The sequence below is a fragment of the Nonomuraea sp. NPDC000554 genome, from assembly GCF_040300065.1.
In the GTDB taxonomy this organism is placed as follows: domain Bacteria; phylum Actinomycetota; class Actinomycetes; order Streptosporangiales; family Streptosporangiaceae; genus Nonomuraea.
Window position 1 is genome coordinate 1 of sequence record NZ_JBEPDC010000032.1, and the last position, 15,491, is coordinate 15,491.

The following is a 15,491-nucleotide window of genomic DNA, read 5'->3' on the forward strand; positions in this document are numbered from 1 at the left end:
CGGCGGTCAGCGTGCCGACGGAGGCGTCGCTGGCCACCAGGCCGGCGGGCGACTCGCCCGTGGGGCCCGCGGCGCCGGAGGTGACCACCCCCGCCGGGCCCGCGCTCATCGACCAGATCACCGCGGAGGCGCGCAAACGGCTCGACGGGCAGGGCCTGGGCGAGCGGCGCGGGCTCCTGCCCGACACCGCGCAGGCCCAGACGCTCACCCTGGTCAAGCCGGTCGCCGGGCTGTTCGACAAGCTCGGCCTGCCCAAGGCCACCTCGCCGCTGACCTACCGGCTCTGCCTGGAGAGCGCCGAGGTGCCGCTGTCCTGCTCCGTCACCCGGCCGCTCGGCGTCCCGGTCGCGGCCGACGTCACCGGTGACGACCTCCCCGACCTGGGCGCGGACCTGGTGCCCGTCGGCGGGTCCGACGGGGTGGGGCTCGGGTTCGCGATCAAGCGGCTGCCCGGCGCCGACAAGGAGTTGAAAGCGCGGGTCTGGGCCGAGTACGACGGCAAGGTGTCGGTGGGCTTCGACGGTTTCCGGCGCGGCACGTCCCTGTCGGACACCGACTGGGGGACGTTCACCGTCGACCTCACGGGCAAGCGGGTCAAGGCCACCGTGAAGCGGACCGACCCGGGCGCGTCCGTCGCGACCGTCGCCGGGCTCACCGGACGCAGCATGGTCAGCCTCCGCCAGACGCCCGCCACCGAGCGGCTCACGCTCGACGCCACCCTCGACTCGCCCCGTCTGGACGTCACCAGCTCCGCCCCCGCCAAGCTCGACGCCCTGGCCGCGACCGGGAACCAGTACACCCAGGCCGTGCTCGACAAGATGCCCGCCAAGGCCCAGGTCGAGCTGTCGCGCGCCAAGAGCGGCGCCGCCCGCGTCCGCTTCGCCAGTTCCGGCAGGATCGGCCGCGCCCAGCTGCACAACTACGTCTACCGCGACGGGCGGCTGGCCAGGGTGGCGAGCATGTCGCTGCGGAACGTCCCGCCGAAGCTGACCGCCCAGTACGGCACGACGGGCGGCAAGCAGGTCCTGTCCGTGGACTCCGACCGCCCCAGGACGGGCCAGGCCCGCGTCGTGTACTACGACCGCGCGGCGGACAAGACCGTGCTGCGTGCTGAGCTGAGCGACCTGCCCGCCCGCGTCCGCCTGGTGAACGACCTGGCCGAGCACCGCGTCACGCACACGACCAGCTCGGCCATCGGCCGGTTCGCGGTGGTCATGCAGCGCAACGAGGGCGCCATCTCCAGCCCGCGCGGCGGCCACGTCACGATGATCAAGGACGGTGACGCGGTCGGCGTCTCCGGGCTGCTGTCAGGGCTGTCCGGCTTCGACGTGACGTACGGCGCCACGCCGCGCGCCCACCTGGAGGTGGACTCCAAGGGCAAGTCGTTCGTCGGCGCGGCCAGCATCGACGGCACCCACCTGGCCAGGCTGGAGATCTCGAACACGCCCGCCAAGGTGGACGTGATGCTGGACCCGTCCGCCAGGAAGGCCGTCTACCAGGCCAGCGGTGTGATCGACAGGCTCCGCGCCTCCTACGCGAACCTCAAGTCGGGCCCCACCGTCGACGGCACCGTGCTCGGCGTGCGCGACGACGTGAAGACCACGTGGGAGCTGGGGGAGCGCTCGACCGTGGACGTCACGACCTCCTCGAAGCTGCGGAAGATCCAGGTGTACGCGAACAAGGCGTACGTGAAGCGTCCCGAGGGGGAGGACGTCCGGGCCGAGGTCGAAGGGGTCCGCAAGCGGGCAACACTCGTCGCCGACACGGCCGCCAAGACCCTGACCTGGACCTCCGACGGCCCGGTGACCAGGGTCTCCGCGCTGGCCAGGGCCGAGCTGCAGGGCCGCGACGTCAGGGCCGCCGCCGAGGTGACCGGCGTGCCCGCCCGCTTCGACGCCTCCTGGGACGCGTCCGCCTACCGCTTCCGCGGGCTGTCGGGCCCCGTCGGCTCGGCCGCGCTCGCCTTCACCAACCACGACGGCGCCAAGGCTCCCACGGGCCCGCACCTGGCGGCCCACTACGACCAGGCGTCAGGCGACCTCGACGCGAGCGTGCAGGTCAAGGGGCTGTCCACGGTCCAGTTCAGCCCGCAGGGGCAGGGCTTCACCGCCGACTTCCGCTCCGCCAAGCAGACCTTCGCCCTCGACACCGACGTGAAGCAGGGCGACCTGCGCTTCGGCCTGCTCGGCACGGTCGGCCCGCTGCCCGGCCGCCTCGCCGTCTCGGCGTCCGACGCCGGGCTCACCTACTCGGGCTCCCGGCTGGACGTGCGGGCCCGCGCCTGGCTCGGCAAGGCGGGCGCGCTGGAGAAGATGCGTCCCGCACCCGCCGTGCCGGGCGGGCTGTCGCTGGTGGACGGCGGCTGCGCGCCGGGGTCGGCGGGCTGCGACCAGGGCCCCTTCTGCACGGCGGGTCACGGCTGCTTCGGCGTCCAGGGCTACCTGGACGTGACAGGGCTGCCCGACCAGGTCGCCGTGGACCTGGCCAAGAAGACGTTCACCTTCTCCGGCTTCCAGCCCCGGCGCCGCAGCCTCGGCGTCTACCTGAACAGCAGCGTCCTCGCGCCGGTCCCCATCAGGGCCAGGGCCACCCTGACCGGGCTGCCGTCCAAGATCACCAAGATGTCGGTCGGGCCGTTCGACGTGGCGCAGGGCAACACCGTCCAGGCGAACTACAAGATCGAGCCCGCCGCCACGCTCGGCTCGTTCGACGTGCAGGCGCAGGCGGGCGGGGTGCGCGGGCGGGTGGCCATGGACCCGGTGCCCGCGACGCTGGCCGTCCAGGGGACCTACGGCGCCAAGACCCGCCTGCGCGTGCAGAACTCCGCCGCCGTCAAGCGCTTCAGCGCCACGGTGACCGTCGACGGCGCCGGCACCGGCGAGGCCCGCTTCAGCGACGTGCCCGCCACCTTCGGGGTGGACGCCGACGCCTCCGCGGCGGGCCTGCGCGTCCCCGCCGTCACCTACCGGGCCGACCGCGGCACCCTCGACGGCCACCTCGGCGTGGAGGGCAAGCTGGTGGACCCGACCGGCAAGCTGGGGGACGTCTCGCTCGCCGTCACCGATCTGGCCCCCGACACCACGGTCAGGCTCAACCCCGACCAGTCGCTCGACCTGGTCTCCAAGCCCACGCCGACCGGCCGTATCGAGGTGCACGCCGGGCTGAGCGTCGATCCGGTGGCGCGGCAGCGGATCGCCGTCAGCAAGGAGGTCCCGTACACGACCGGCTTCCTCTCCTACCAGGTGGGCGGCGACTTCGGCCTGAACCGCAGCTCGATCAAGGACGTCTCGCTGACCGTCCAGCGCATGTCGTGGCTGAAGATCAGGCCGGGCAAGATCCCGTTCGGCATGAAGGCGCCACCCGCGCTCGGCTTCGTCGCGCCCGGCTTCGAGGGCGCCTACGACCGCCTCTCCCTCGGCGCCGACGGGGTGGACCTGCGTCCCGACGTCCGCCTGGACGTCAGGCTGAGCAGGAAGATCGGTGAGGACGTCTTCCACGACGCGGTGCGGCTGGGCCCCGCCACGTCCCTGGCGCTGCGCCGCTACGACCAGCGGATGCGCCGCATCGGCGCCAAGCAGGCGATCAGCGCGGTCGGCATCCAGCTCGCCTGCCTGACGGTGGACGCCAAGCCCGGCTTCGCGTCCGCGCAGCGGAAGAACTCGATCACCCTGCGCGGTGCGGACGGGCCGCAGATGGTGTCGCTGCTCGACCCCGGCAACCAGGTGCCCGACTACGCGGTGGACCTGCTGACCCACTTCATGTCCCCGTTCCCGGGCGCGGACTGGAAGGTGGCGGGCGTCAAGGCCGGGCACTGCGCCAAGCCCGAGCCCGCCTCCCGCGACCAGAGGTGACCCGCGTCAGGGCGTGCTGTGCGTCAGGGCGTGTGTCAGGCGGTTGAGGGTGTGCTGGAGTCCGGTCAGCTCGGTGACGTCCATGCCGGTGGCCTCGGCGATTCTGCGCGGGACGCGCAGGGCGCGCTCGCGCAGCCGCACGCCGTCCGGGGTCAGGCGGACCTCCACCGAGCGCTCGTCGTCGGGGCTGCGGTCGCGGCGGACGACTCCCGCCGCCTCCAGGCGCTTGAGCAGCGGCGACAGGGTGCCCGAGTCGAGGCGTAGCGACCTGCCCAGTTCCTTGACCGTCACCGGTTCCCGCTCCCAGAGCACCAGCATCACCAGGTACTGCGGGTAGGTCAGGCCGAGCTCGGCCAGCTCGCGCCGGTAGACCGCGTCGAGAGCGCGCGAGGCGGCGTGCACGGCGAAGCACACCTGGTCGTCGAGCGAGAGGCCATCCATGCCGGCCAGTCTACCGGTTTGACGGCGCGCCATTTAGTTGTGCACAATCAAATTGCCAACAACTTAAGGAGCGATCATGAGCAGCCTCTACACCGCCATCGCCACCGCCTCAGGGCGTGAGGGCCGCGCCGTCTCGTCCGACGGGCGGCTCGACGTGACGCTCGCCCCGCCGAAGGAGCTGGGCGGGACGGGCGCGGGCACCAACCCCGAGCAGCTGTTCGCCGCCGGCTACGCGGCCTGCTTCGCCAGCGCCCTCAGCCTGGTGGCCAAGCGGATGGAGGCCGACGTGTCGGAGGCGTCCGTCACCGCCGAGGTCGGCCTCGGCCCCAACGGCGACGGCGGCTTCGCGCTGTCGGTCACCCTGCGGGTCGAGCTGCCCGACCACCTCCAGGGCGAGGCCGGTCGTGCGCTGGTGGAGGCCACGCACCAGGTGTGCCCCTACTCCAACGCGACCAGGGGGAACATCCCCGTCGACCTCGTGATCGAGTAGCGGCCGGCTGCGGGCAGCCGGGGTCAGCCGGGGTCGGTGTGTCCCGGTGGCGGGTCGTCGCCGTCGTACGTCGTGAGCGGCCGGTCGGTGAGGAAGGCGCGCAGGGTCTGGAGGTACGGGCCGGGGCTGTCGCGGTGGGGGTCGCCTTCCAGGTACACGAGCCTCGTCGCGGGCAGCGCCCGCCGGTAGCCGAGCGCGGCGGACCAGCTCTGGCCGTCGCACGAGCCCTTGACGACCAGCGCCGGCACCGCCAGCCCCGCCAAATCCTGCCGCAGCCCAGGGGGCGGCAGCCGCTGCGCCAGGTTGGCGTAGCCTCCCGAGCCGAGCGCCACCTTCCCGGCCTGCCGTGCGCCGGACGGGCTCTGTAGCGGTGCGCCGGTTCGCGTGGGGTCCGTGCGCGCGGAGGGTGAGGCGGCCGGGCAGGGGCCGGTGCCGGCCTCCTGGCGTAGCCGGTCCAGGTGGGCGTCGAGCTCCGGGTCGCCCGCGAAGGCGTGGGCGGCCCGAGGATCGACCCTGAGCAGCGTGTACGCCGCCAGGACGCGCGGAGACAGGACGTTCCGCGACGGGGACAGCAAGGTGGCCGTCGACGGCGTCCGGTCGAGGGCGGCGGGGGAGGAGAAGACGACCTTGGAGACCCGGTCGCGGTGGGCGGCGAGATAGGCGGCCGCGAGCTGGGCGCCGTAGCCGTGGCCGATGAGGGTCAGCCGTTCCGCGCCGATCGTCTGGCGGATCGCGTCCAGGTCCGCCACGTCGCGGGACAGGCCGTAGCCGTGCGGGTCGGCCAGCCGTTCGGAGTGTCCCGCGCCGAGCTGGTCGTAGACGTACACCGGGTACCCGTCGGCGGTCAGGCCGCCGAAGAAGGCCGAGTCGCCCTTCAGGTCGGCCAGCCCCGGGCCGCCGTGCAGGACCACCACGGGGTCCGGACGGGTGACGCGCTTGGGGGCCAGGCGCACGTATGCCAGCCGCGAGCCCGTCGGCAGCCGCCACTCGCGCTGACCGGCCACCGGCGGCAACGGTGAGAGTCCGTCCGGCGGCGGGCGCAGGGTGGCGCCGGTGACCTGCCAGACGACCGCGACCTCGATCCCGAGGATCACCAGCGCCCGCGTCCACCGTCCCCACGTCACTCGCGGCCTGGGGACGCAGAGCAGCAGCCCGAGGAAGAACACCGACGCGAACACGGCGAGCCCCACGACCGTGAACACGTCCGGGTCGCCCGTCAGCATCGCCGTCCCGGCCAGCCCCGCCAGGCCGAGCACCGGCGACATGGCCAGCACGGCCGCCCCGGTCAGCAGCCTGACCGCCCACCTGGCAAGAGCACGCACAGGTCGAAGCTAGCCCAAAGCGGACGTACGGGTCACCGAAACCCGGGGTTCCGGCCCGGACGGGGTAGAGGGGAGAGTGCGGCGGATCACGTTGTCCCGTCCCTCCGCCCCGGCGCGGGCCGGGCGATCAGTTGCCGTCGATGAACTGCTGGGCGAGCGTCCTGCCCAGGTTGACGGCCTGGGTGTGGTTCTCGATGGTCGACACCTTGGTGCCGGAGCCGGTGAAGACGATGTAGGTGACGCCGGTGTCGGTGCCGCCGTTGCTCGGGTCCGGGTTGATGCCGAGGTCGGCGGCCGTCCGGTAGGACGCCTCGCCGATGATGCCGCTCGGCCCCGTATCACCCATCACCGCGTATTCGACCTGGCCGTTGTAGACGACCGCCACCACCGTCCCGCAGCCGATGCCCTTGGTCCGGTAGTCCCAGATCGAGCTGACGCTGGGCACCACCACGTAGGGGAGTTGCGCCGCGTTGAGCGGCGTGTCGGTGCTGGTGTGGCAGAACGTGTCGGGCAGGAAGCAACAGTCGGTGTTCTCGTTGCACTGCGTCGTGCGGATGCCGTCGCAGTCGATGTCCATGTCGCCCTTCCAGAAGACCGCGCCGGTCTTGTTGCACACGGCCACGGTGGCGGTGCTGACGTCGGAGTCGGTCTTGTACTTGCCGTTGGAGATCTGGCTGCACGTGGTCACCTTGGCCAGGAGCTGGTCGGCGGTGGGCCCGGTGGTGCCGCCGCTCGCGGTGCCGGTGACCGTGGCGCTGTGCCCGGACTCGTTGCCCGCCGCGTCCACCGCGGTGATCGTGTACGTGTGCGTGGAGCCGGCCGCCAGCCCGCCGATCGTGGCGCTGGCCGTCGGAGAGGTGGCCACGACGGTGGTGCCCTCATAGACCTTGTAGCCGGTGACGCCCACGTTGTCGGTGGAGTCCGTCCAGGTCAGGGAGATGCTGCTGGCCGAGGTTCCGGTCACGCGAGGGCCGGCGGGGACGGTGGGGGCCTGCCCGTCAGGGCCGCCTGAGCCGCTGACGGAGAGCCGGTCCACGTTGGGCCCGCCGTTGGCCGAGGTGCCGGTCGCCCGGATCGTGTTGACCCCGGCGTTCAGGGTGACGGTGACGTTGCCGTCGGCCCAGGTGTCCCAGGTGCCGGTGCTCGGGAAGTTCACCCCGGACGCGGCCACCGACCCGTTGACGGCGATGTCCATCGGCCGGGTCACGGTGGTGCCGTTGGCGTAGCGGAAGGTCAGCGTGTGGCTGCCCGCCTCCTCCACGTTGACGCTCCACTCGATGGACCCGCCGGCCGTGTTGACGTAGTCGACGAAGCCGGTGCCGGTGTAGCCGGTGTGGTTGGTCGCCACCATGGCCTGCGACAGCGTGGCGGCCTCCGCCTGATACTCGGTGGCGGGGGCGTCGGCGAGGGTCGCCTCCAGGTAGTCGAGGTTGGGGTTGCCGCCCGCGTTGGTCGCGGTGACGCGGATCTTGTTGTCACCGGCGTTGAGTGTCACGGTGAGCGTGGACGTGGCCCAGGTGTCCCAGTTCGCGGTGGGGCCGAACGAGCGGTTGGCCGAGACGACGGTCCCGTTCACCGAGACGCCGGCGGTACGCGCGGTCGTGGTGCCGTTGGCGTACCTGATGGCCAGGGTGGCGGTACCGGCGGCGGGGGCGTTGACGGTCCACTCGGTGTACGGACCGGAGACGTTGTCGCTGTTGACGAAGCCGGTGCCGGAGAAACCGGTGTGGTTGGCCTCGACGACGCCCTGGACGTTGGTGGCGTTCTCGGCCTCGTACCGGATGGTGGCCGCCTGCGCGGGCAGCGCCGCGAAGGCCGTGACCACCAGGGAGAGCAGGGTGAGCAGAATCAGGGGGGCGCGGCGTAAGCGCGCCCGGGCTGGAGGATGCACGGGCTGGCCCTTCTGCCTTTTGTTAGGAAAATTTCCTAACAACTGGAGATGGGACCATTCCGTCATTTGCCTGTCAACCCCGACAAAGGGCCCGGCCTGTTGAGGCCGCCGCCCGCCTGCCTCAGGGCTCCCTGGTGGTCAGTGCGAGCGAACGGCCGCGCTTGCTGGATCGGTGAGGAGCACCGGTCCCGCAGTGAGGTCGATCGTCTTCAGTCGTCGAGGAGCCGCCATGTGGTGAGGGCGAGCCGGGCTCGTACCAGTCCGGTGGGCTCGGTGAGTTCGATGCCGAGAGTCTTTCCGAGCCGTTCGAGTCGGCGGGCGACGCTGCTGTGGTGCAGGTGGAGAAGGTCAGCGGCGCGGCGTAGGGAGCCGCTGGCGCAGTAGGCGTCCAGGGTCGCGAGATCTTCTGGGGTTCCGGCCATGTGGGCGATGGCAGTCACGTCGGCGTTGTCTCGCGCGGCGTCCTGGGGTACCTGTGCGAGCAACGCTAGTGCGCCCAGGTCGTCGTGGTGGACGACGGGCTGGCGCGGGGTGGTGAAGCGGAGGGCGGTGCGGGCCTGCTGCCAGGATCGCTCGGGGCGTTCGGCGGTGCCGATGCCCGCGCGTACGCCTGCCGGAATCCGGGCTGGGTCCACGCTGGTGGCCAGGATGACGCCCACGTCGGCGAGCGGTGCCGCCTTGACCGGGCGGGCCGGGCAGACCAGGCCGCCGACCTGGTCGAGCGGAAGCTGTGACCGTACGGCGACGACGCGGACCGGCAGGTCGGGGGCGAATCCCAGCAGTCGCAGCGCCCGAGTTCTGGCCGCCTCGTCGCTGCCGTTGCTGATCACCAGTTCGACGAGGGCGGGGTCGGCCATGGTGGTGCGGGCCGGGCCGTACCTCTCGACGACCGCCGCGGCGGCGATGGCCAGCCGCTCCAGCAGCAGGTCGTCGAGCGAGCCGGGCGGGCCGGGGCGTTCCAGCCACACCGCGCCGATCTCCTCATCATCGAGAGTGATCGGTACCGTGGCGAACGCCGGCGGCGGCGGGGTGGACGCTTGCCTGCCGTCGTTCGACATGCGGATCGCCCGCCCCGTGCCATGCAGCCGAATCCCGGTCACGCACTCGGCCAGGCCCGCTGAGGCCCGCGCGAGCGCCGGCAGATCAACCCGTCGACGCATCAGCGTGTCGTAGAACATGACGACGCGAAGCGCGCCCTCGGCGTGCGAATCCAGGTGCGAGAGCCGTTCGATCAGCACCTCCATGGCAGGAAAGTATGCGCCAATCGGTGCGTTGTATAGGCGGGATGCGCGACGGATGGCGGATGATCTCGGGGGCGGCGACCGTGAGGATGGTCGACATGGATCCCGAACTGGAAGCATTTATCCCGTTGTTCCCCAAACTCGATCTGACCGACCCGGTCACCGAGCGCAAGCGCCTCGCGGAGTTGGCCGCCGCGATACCGGTACCCGACATCGCGGACATGCAGATCGAGGATCGCACGGTGCCCGCTGATCCGGACGTGGCAGTGCGGATTTACCGCCCGCACCAGGCGCGGGGCGCCATCGTCTGGTTGCACGGCGGCGGATTCGTCGTAGGTGACCTGGACACCGAGCATCCGGCGGCCACCCGGCTGGCGGACGGCTCCGGTGCGGTGGTGATCTCGGTGGGCCACCGCCTGGCGCCCGAGCACCGGTTCCCGGCCGCCCTCGACGACGCCTACGCCGCGCTGACCTGGACAACCGAGCACGCGGCCGAACTCGGAACCACCCCGGAGCGCATCGCGGTCGGAGGTCACAGCTCCGGCGCGGGCCTCGCGGCCGCAGTGGCGCTGCGGGCACGCGACCAACAGGGACCGCCGATCCGCTACCAACTGCTCATCGAGCCCAAGCTGGATGACCGGCTGCAGACATGGTCGGCGCGGAACTTCACCGACACGCCCGGGATGAACCGCGACAAGGCCATCGCGACGTGGCGGCACTACCTGGGCTCGACGCCCGCCACGGAGTACGCCGCCCCGGCGCGCGCGGTCGATCTCTCCGGTCTGCCGCCCGCCTACATCGCCACCTCGGAAATAGACACAGTTCGCGACGAAGGCATCGACTACGCGCTGCGCCTGCTCCAGGCCGGCATCTCGGTCGAGCTGCACCAGTGGCCCGGCACGTTCCACGGATCGCAGACGATCCTGTCCGCGGAGGTGTCCCAGCGGCAGATCGCCGAACTCGCCGCCGCCCTGCGCCGAGCCCTGGCCGAATGAGAAACGTCGGCGACGCGCTCGGCGGGCTCCAGTGCGTCCTCGGCGCGACGGCCGCGCTGATCCTGTCCACAGCCGTCCTGGCGTTCCTGCTCCCCCGCTACGCCCGCGAGGGCGACGCCGGAGCCGCCGCCGTCACCAACCCGGCCTCCGCGAACGAGGGTGCTCTTCGGGCAGTGTGACTGCTCCAGCCATGACGATTCAAGATCCGGTGTCTTGGACGGATGCGGTGGCGGCCAAGGTCCACGGATTCCTGCTGGGCGAGGAGTGAGTGAGATGTTGCTGAACCGTGCCGAGACGCTCGCGATCGACAACCCGGCACGTCGGGCGCTGCAACGCTGGTACGAGGCCCCAAGACTGCGGCGGCTCGGCGGTCCACTCCCGGCGGGTGCGCGGGTGGCCGAGATCGGCTGTGGGGCCGGCTACGGCACGAAACTGATCCTCGACTACTTTCACGCTGCCCATGTCGATGCCGTCGACTTGGACCCCGCGATGATCACCAAGGCGGGACGGCGGCTGGCCCGCTGCGGCAACCAGGTACGGCTTGCAGCGGGTGATGCGACCGACTTGCTGACCGTGTTCGGCGCCGGCGACGACAGCTATGACGCGGTGTTCGACTTCGCGATCATCCATCACATCCCCGACTGGCGCGCTGCCGTTGCCGAGGTGGCCCGGGTGCTGCGGCCTGGCGGGGTCTTCTACTTCGAGGAAGTCACCGCTCACGCCCTCGCCCGGCCCACGTACCGGCGGTTGTTCGACCACCCAGAGCACGACCGATTCACCGGCGCCGAGTTCTGCGACGAGCTGCCCGGCCACGGCCTGACGGTACTGGGCTCGCTCACCCGTATCCGCGGTGACTTTCTGCTCGGTGCCGCCTGCCACATATGAGCTCCCGGAGGGCGATCGTCGACGCCGGCGACGGCCTCTTCCACACGCTGCCGTGTGGGCCTACCACAAGGACTCCGTCTGGCAACCGGCCTGGCGGGCGGCGGACGGGACCGGCCGTCAGGGCCGCACGCCCGGCCGCCGATCCGCCAGGCCCGCGCCCCGCGCGTCGGCGCGGCTTGACACCCCACAAGAACAATTCATCTTCGTCGTCGTCCACGCCTCCCCTGGGGAGTGCGTGAACCTGGACTACCCCCTCTACACCGACCGCGCCGAAAACCAGACCTCCAGCAACGTCGTGCTCTACACGTTTGGGGACTGCCAACGTGGGCGCACCGCCATCCCGGCGAACGAGGTAAAAGCCCTCAGGCCAGGTTTCACGGTCCAATCGGTCCGTTTCCCACCGGCCGAGTAAGCCGAGGGGCCCAAAGTGTCAGCTCGAAGCGACCAAGGCCACGCCTGTGGTCGGCCGCCTGCTGTGGGGGGATAGCGCTTGCCGCGGGTCTTGGGGTGGAATATCTCCATCCTCTAAAGGTTGGAGACTAACCGTGCCCCTGTTCGACCTGCCGATCGACCAGCTCCGCGCCTACCGCCCCGACCGCGATGAGCCCGCCGACTTCGACGTGTTCTGGTCGCGGACGCTCGCCGAGGCGCGCGAGCTGGACCTGGAGGCCGCCTTCACTCCCTACGACGTGCCGTTCGCCCTGGTGGACGCCTACGACGTCGCGTTCGCGGGATGGGGCGGCCACCGCATCAGCGGCTGGTTCATCGTGCCCAAGGGCGCCGACGGCCCGCTGCCGTGTGTGATGCACTACATCGGCTACAGCGGCGGACGCGGGTTTCCGCACGACCACCTCACCTGGCCCGCGGCGGGGTACGCGGTGTTCGTCATGGAGACCCGCGGCCACGGCGGCGCCAGCCCGAACCACCCCGGCGCCACCGGCGACCCGTACGGCGACTCCACCCCGTACGCGCCGGGCATGATGACCAAGGGCATTCTCGACCCCGAGACCTACTACTACCGGAGGGTCTTCACCGACGCGGTCAGGGCGGTGGACGCGGCCGCCGCCCACCCCGCGGTGGACGCGAACCTGATCATCGCCTCGGGCGGTAGCCAGGGCGGCGGCATCGCCCAGGCGGTCACCGCGCTGCACCCGTCCATCAAGGCGGCGCTCATCGACGTCCCGTTCCTGACGCACTACCGCCGCGCGGTGGAGATCACCGACCGGGACCCGTACCAGGAGATCGTCCGGTTCCTGGCGACCCAGCGCAACGCGGCGGACCAGGTGTTCCGGACGCTGTCGTACTTCGACGGCGTGAACTTCGCCGCCCGCGCGCAGGCGGCGGCCCTGTACTCGGTGGCGCTGATGGACTACACGTGCCCGCCGTCCACCGTGTTCGCCGCGTACAACCACTGGCAGGGCCCCAAGGAGATCACCGTCTGGCCCTGGAACCAGCACGAAGGCGGCAGCGGCTCCCAGCGCGAGGAGCAGCTGCGCTACCTGCACAAACTCCTCGCGTCAGGCTGACGTCCCGCCCGGTCCGGTACGGATCGGCCGTACCGGACCGGCGCGGACGCCCGTCGGTGAGACTGCCTCAGTGAGGCTGCTCTGTCACCAGGAAGGCGACGGCTCCCTGGTCGTCTGGCCCCGCGTCGAGCGCCTTGTCCTCGAGGACGGTCGCGGCCACGGGGTCGAGATAGACCCGGGCCCCTTCGGCCTCGACGACCGCGTCGGCCGGCTCCGGCTGCGTCGCCAGTGACAGGGTGAGCGAGGTCGAGCCCTCTCCCTGGGACGAGATGCGGATCCCGCTCTGCTCGGGCTCCGGTGCGGAAGCAGTCAGGTCACGGATCGCCTGGGCTGCGTTGGCTGTCAGGGTGAGCACTACGGCTCCTCCTCACGGTCGACGTACATGAACTGCCTGCCCTTCCCGCTTATGTGCGGCTAAACCATCATCCGCCGGATTTTTTGCCTCCTGTTTCGCGGGACTGTCGGTGAACATGAGGTATGGAGTTCACCGCGTACCGGGAAGCCATGCATGCGCGGCTCGTCGAGCTCGACGGGGTCGGTCCGGCGGTGGCCGGGGCGTTCCTGGCCGTCCCGCGCCACCTGTTCCTGCTGGACGTGGCCCCGGAGGACGCCTACCGCGACCAGCCCATCGTGACGAAGCGGGACGACGAGGGCAGGCCCATCAGCTCCTCGTCCCAGCCCGCGATCATGGCCATCATGCTCGGCCAGCTCGACGTCCGGCCGGGGCACCGGGTGCTGGAGATCGGCGCGGGTACGGGCTACAACGCGGCGCTGCTCGACCGGCTGGCGGGCCCCGGAGGGCACGTCGTCACCGTCGACATCGACGCCGACCTGGTCGAGCGGGCCAGGCGGCACCTGGCCGCCGCCGGCTGCCCGCGGGTGGAGGTGGTGTGCGGGGACGGGGCCGACGGGTTCGCCGCGCGCGCTCCCTACGACCGGGTGATCGCCACGGTCGGCGTGTGGGACCTGGCGCCCGCCTGGCTCGCCCAGCTCGCTCCGGGAGGGCGCGTCGTCGTGCCGCTCGACCTGCGCGGGGTGCAGGTGTCGGTGGCGTTCGAACGCGAGGGCGACCACCTGACCAGCCGGACGGTCGTGCCGTGCGGGTTCATGCGGATGCGCGGACCGTTCGCGGGGCCGGAGGTGACGCGGATGCTGCGCGGGGAGCCGCAGGTGGTGATCACCTTGCCGGAGCCGCGCGAGATCGGGGACGTCCTCACGGCGCTCGACGGCCCCGCCGTGGACGCCCCGACCGACGGCCCCGTTGAGCCCGGCGCGGCCGAGGAGGCGGGGGCGCTGGCCTGGCTCGGGCTGTGGCTGGCCACGCACGAGCCCCGCTGGTGCGCGCTGACCGGGCAGCTCCGGGCGGCCCCGGTGAGAGGGCCCGGCTACGGGATGACGGCGGGGATCGTCGAGGACGGCAGCATCGCCGTCCTCGCCGAGGAGGGGCGGCTGGCCGCTCGGGGGCACGGGCCTGACGGGGCCCGGCTGGCCGAGGAGCTGGCCGGGCACGTCCTGGCCTGGAGGCGGGCGGGCCGGCCCGACGCGTCCGGACTGCGGATCGACGCCTATCAGGGCCCGGCGCCGGACGGCGAGGCGGTGATCGCCAAGCGGCACGTGACGCTGGTGCTAAGCTATGACTGAATGTCCAAACCAGTCATAGCTCGAACCGGAGGCCGGAATGGCCGTCGCCTTCACGGACGCCGACAGGGAGCGCATCACCCGCTCCCTGCTCGACACCGCGGAAAGGCTCTTCGCCACCCAGGGGCTGAAGAAGACCTCGCTCGACGAGCTGGTCGCCCCCGCGGGCATCGCCAAGGGCAGCTTCTACGCGTTCTACGACTCCAAGGAGACCCTCTACAAGGACGTCATGATCCGCCGGGCGCCGATGATCGGCGAGCGGCTGAAAGAGGTGCTCGACCGTCCGCCGGGCGTCGAAGCCCTCGTCGCGCTGATGCGGGCGACCACCGAGGTGCTGACCACCGACCCCTTCTACCGCCGCCTGCTCACCCACCCCGACGAGCTGGAGGCCGTCGCCAGGAGGGTCGGGGCCGAGGAGGTCGAGCGCGTCGTCACCCCGCACCTGATCGCGCCGCTGGTCGAGTACTTCGCCGAAGGGCAGGGCGACGGCGTCCTCGTCGCCGACGTCGCGCCCGAGGTGCTCGTCGGCGTGGTCCGCACGGTCGGGCTCGTCGTGCTGAACCGCGACCGGTTCGGCGACGGCTACGAACAGGTGCTCGACGCCACCATCAACGCACTGGCAAGGGGGCTCGTCGCATGAGCGTGCTGGAGAAATACGCCCGCCGGGTGGGCATGACCGACGAGGCGTGGAAGCGGCACGCCAACCCGTGGAGCGTCTGGACCAGGTTCGCCGCGATCCCGCTGATGATGCTGGCGATCTGGAGCAGGACGTGGATCGGCTGGTGGGCGCTGGCGCCGGTCGCGCTGGTCGTCGTCTGGCTCGTGGTCAACCCGCACGCCTTCCCGCCGGTCGAGCGGCCGGAGAGCTGGGCGGCCAAGGGCATCTACGGCGAGAAGATGTGGCTGCTCGACAGGGCGCTGGTCGCCGGCGACCACCGCAAGGTGCAGCGGCTGCTCGTCGCCGTGGGGCTCGCCGGGTTCGCGCTGCTCATCTGGGGCCTGGTGGCGCTGGAGGTCTGGCCCGCCGTCTTCGGCGCGTCGCTGGTGGTGCTCGGCCAGTTGTGGCGCATCGACCGCCTCGGCCAGCTCTACGAACGCCACCGGCCCGCCTAGCGAGCGGGCGGCCGGTGGTTGGGCGGGCCTAGTGAGCGGGCGGCCGGTGGTTGGGCGGGCCTAGTGAGCGGGCGGCCGGTGGTTGGGCGGGCCTAGTG

Annotated in this window: 14 protein-coding genes; 9 read left to right on the forward strand and 5 right to left on the reverse strand. The window is 71.6% G+C overall.

Annotation, left to right across the window (positions count from 1 at the left end; translation table 11 throughout):
* Positions 1–3,851: hypothetical protein (locus tag ABT294_RS41440; protein ID WP_350811943.1), on the forward strand; the 3,851-nt coding region annotated here is incomplete at its 5' end.
* A 6-nt stretch (positions 3,852–3,857) separates the two neighbouring features.
* Here ABT294_RS41440 and ABT294_RS41445 read toward each other — a convergent pair.
* Positions 3,858–4,292: a MarR family winged helix-turn-helix transcriptional regulator gene (locus ABT294_RS41445; protein ID WP_350811944.1), complete on the reverse strand. Its 435-nt coding sequence runs from the start codon at positions 4,290–4,292 to the stop codon at positions 3,858–3,860.
* Between the two features lie 76 nt (positions 4,293–4,368).
* Between ABT294_RS41445 and ABT294_RS41450 the strand changes: the two genes are divergently transcribed.
* Complete coding sequence (locus ABT294_RS41450; protein ID WP_350811945.1) at positions 4,369–4,782, forward strand: organic hydroperoxide resistance protein; 414 nt, start codon at positions 4,369–4,371, stop codon at positions 4,780–4,782.
* 23 nt (positions 4,783–4,805) lie between these two features.
* On the opposite strand, the gene ABT294_RS41455 is transcribed toward ABT294_RS41450, so the two are convergent.
* The 3 genes from ABT294_RS41455 to ABT294_RS41465 form a co-directional block, all read right to left on the reverse strand.
* Positions 4,806–6,104 carry an alpha/beta hydrolase gene (locus ABT294_RS41455; protein WP_350811946.1) on the reverse strand — a complete coding sequence of 433 codons (1,299 nt, stop codon included), beginning with the start codon at positions 6,102–6,104 and terminating at the stop codon, positions 4,806–4,808.
* Between the two features lie 127 nt (positions 6,105–6,231).
* A complete protein-coding gene (locus tag ABT294_RS41460; RefSeq protein WP_350811947.1) occupies positions 6,232–7,995 on the reverse strand; it encodes a glycoside hydrolase family 75 protein in 1,764 nt (587 codons plus the stop codon).
* 209 nt (positions 7,996–8,204) lie between these two features.
* Complete coding sequence (locus ABT294_RS41465) at positions 8,205–9,239, reverse strand: PucR family transcriptional regulator (protein ID WP_350811948.1); 1,035 nt, start codon at positions 9,237–9,239, stop codon at positions 8,205–8,207.
* 11 nt (positions 9,240–9,250) lie between these two features.
* Between ABT294_RS41465 and ABT294_RS41470 the strand changes: the two genes are divergently transcribed.
* The 4 genes from ABT294_RS41470 (at position 9,251) to ABT294_RS41485 (ending at position 12,642) form a co-directional block, all read left to right on the forward strand.
* Positions 9,251–10,231: an alpha/beta hydrolase gene (locus tag ABT294_RS41470; RefSeq protein WP_350811949.1), complete on the forward strand. Its 981-nt coding sequence runs from the start codon at positions 9,251–9,253 to the stop codon at positions 10,229–10,231.
* Positions 10,228–10,410: a hypothetical protein gene (locus ABT294_RS41475; RefSeq protein ID WP_350811950.1), complete on the forward strand. Its 183-nt coding sequence runs from the start codon at positions 10,228–10,230 to the stop codon at positions 10,408–10,410. Before ABT294_RS41470 ends, ABT294_RS41475 begins: the two co-directional genes overlap by 4 nt.
* A 94-nt stretch (positions 10,411–10,504) precedes the next feature.
* On the forward strand, positions 10,505–11,116 hold the full coding sequence (locus ABT294_RS41480; protein WP_350811951.1) for a class I SAM-dependent methyltransferase: 612 nt from the start codon (positions 10,505–10,507) through the stop codon (positions 11,114–11,116).
* Positions 11,117–11,661: 545 nt separating this feature from the next.
* Positions 11,662–12,642 carry an acetylxylan esterase gene (locus ABT294_RS41485; RefSeq protein ID WP_350811952.1) on the forward strand — a complete coding sequence of 327 codons (981 nt, stop codon included), beginning with the start codon at positions 11,662–11,664 and terminating at the stop codon, positions 12,640–12,642.
* Positions 12,643–12,709: 67 nt separating this feature from the next.
* On the opposite strand, the gene ABT294_RS41490 is transcribed toward ABT294_RS41485, so the two are convergent.
* Entirely contained in the window at positions 12,710–12,997 is a 288-nt protein-coding gene (locus ABT294_RS41490) for a Fe-S cluster assembly protein HesB (protein ID WP_350811953.1), read from the reverse strand.
* A gap of 122 nt (positions 12,998–13,119) precedes the next feature.
* On the opposite strand from ABT294_RS41490, the gene fxlM reads away from it, so the two are divergent.
* The 3 genes from fxlM to ABT294_RS41505 are packed head-to-tail and all read left to right on the forward strand — an operon-like array spanning position 13,120 to position 15,393.
* Positions 13,120–14,283 carry a methyltransferase, FxLD system gene (gene fxlM, locus ABT294_RS41495; RefSeq protein WP_350811954.1) on the forward strand — a complete coding sequence of 388 codons (1,164 nt, stop codon included), beginning with the start codon at positions 13,120–13,122 and terminating at the stop codon, positions 14,281–14,283.
* A gap of 37 nt (positions 14,284–14,320) precedes the next feature.
* Positions 14,321–14,920, forward strand: a complete 600-nt coding sequence (locus ABT294_RS41500; protein WP_350811955.1) for a TetR/AcrR family transcriptional regulator — start codon at positions 14,321–14,323, stop codon at positions 14,918–14,920.
* A complete protein-coding gene (locus ABT294_RS41505) occupies positions 14,917–15,393 on the forward strand; it encodes a DUF6653 family protein (protein WP_350811956.1) in 477 nt (158 codons plus the stop codon). The genes ABT294_RS41500 and ABT294_RS41505 overlap by 4 nt, the downstream gene beginning before the upstream one ends.
* Positions 15,394–15,491: the final 98 nt, after the last annotated feature.

Coding starts and splice junctions, on each gene's coding strand:
- ABT294_RS41445 (WP_350811944.1), bottom strand. CDS start 4,292: ATGGATGGCCTCTCGCTCGACGACCAGGTGTGCTTCGCCGTGCACGCC.
- ABT294_RS41450 (WP_350811945.1), top strand. CDS start 4,369: ATGAGCAGCCTCTACACCGCCATCGCCACCGCCTCAGGGCGTGAGGGC.
- ABT294_RS41465 (WP_350811948.1), bottom strand. CDS start 9,239: ATGGAGGTGCTGATCGAACGGCTCTCGCACCTGGATTCGCACGCCGAG.
- ABT294_RS41470 (WP_350811949.1), top strand. CDS start 9,251: ATGCGCCAATCGGTGCGTTGTATAGGCGGGATGCGCGACGGATGGCGG.
- ABT294_RS41475 (WP_350811950.1), top strand. CDS start 10,228: ATGAGAAACGTCGGCGACGCGCTCGGCGGGCTCCAGTGCGTCCTCGGC.
- ABT294_RS41480 (WP_350811951.1), top strand. CDS start 10,505: ATGTTGCTGAACCGTGCCGAGACGCTCGCGATCGACAACCCGGCACGT.
- fxlM (WP_350811954.1), top strand. CDS start 13,120: ATGGAGTTCACCGCGTACCGGGAAGCCATGCATGCGCGGCTCGTCGAG.
- ABT294_RS41500 (WP_350811955.1), top strand. CDS start 14,321: ATGGCCGTCGCCTTCACGGACGCCGACAGGGAGCGCATCACCCGCTCC.
- ABT294_RS41505 (WP_350811956.1), top strand. CDS start 14,917: ATGAGCGTGCTGGAGAAATACGCCCGCCGGGTGGGCATGACCGACGAG.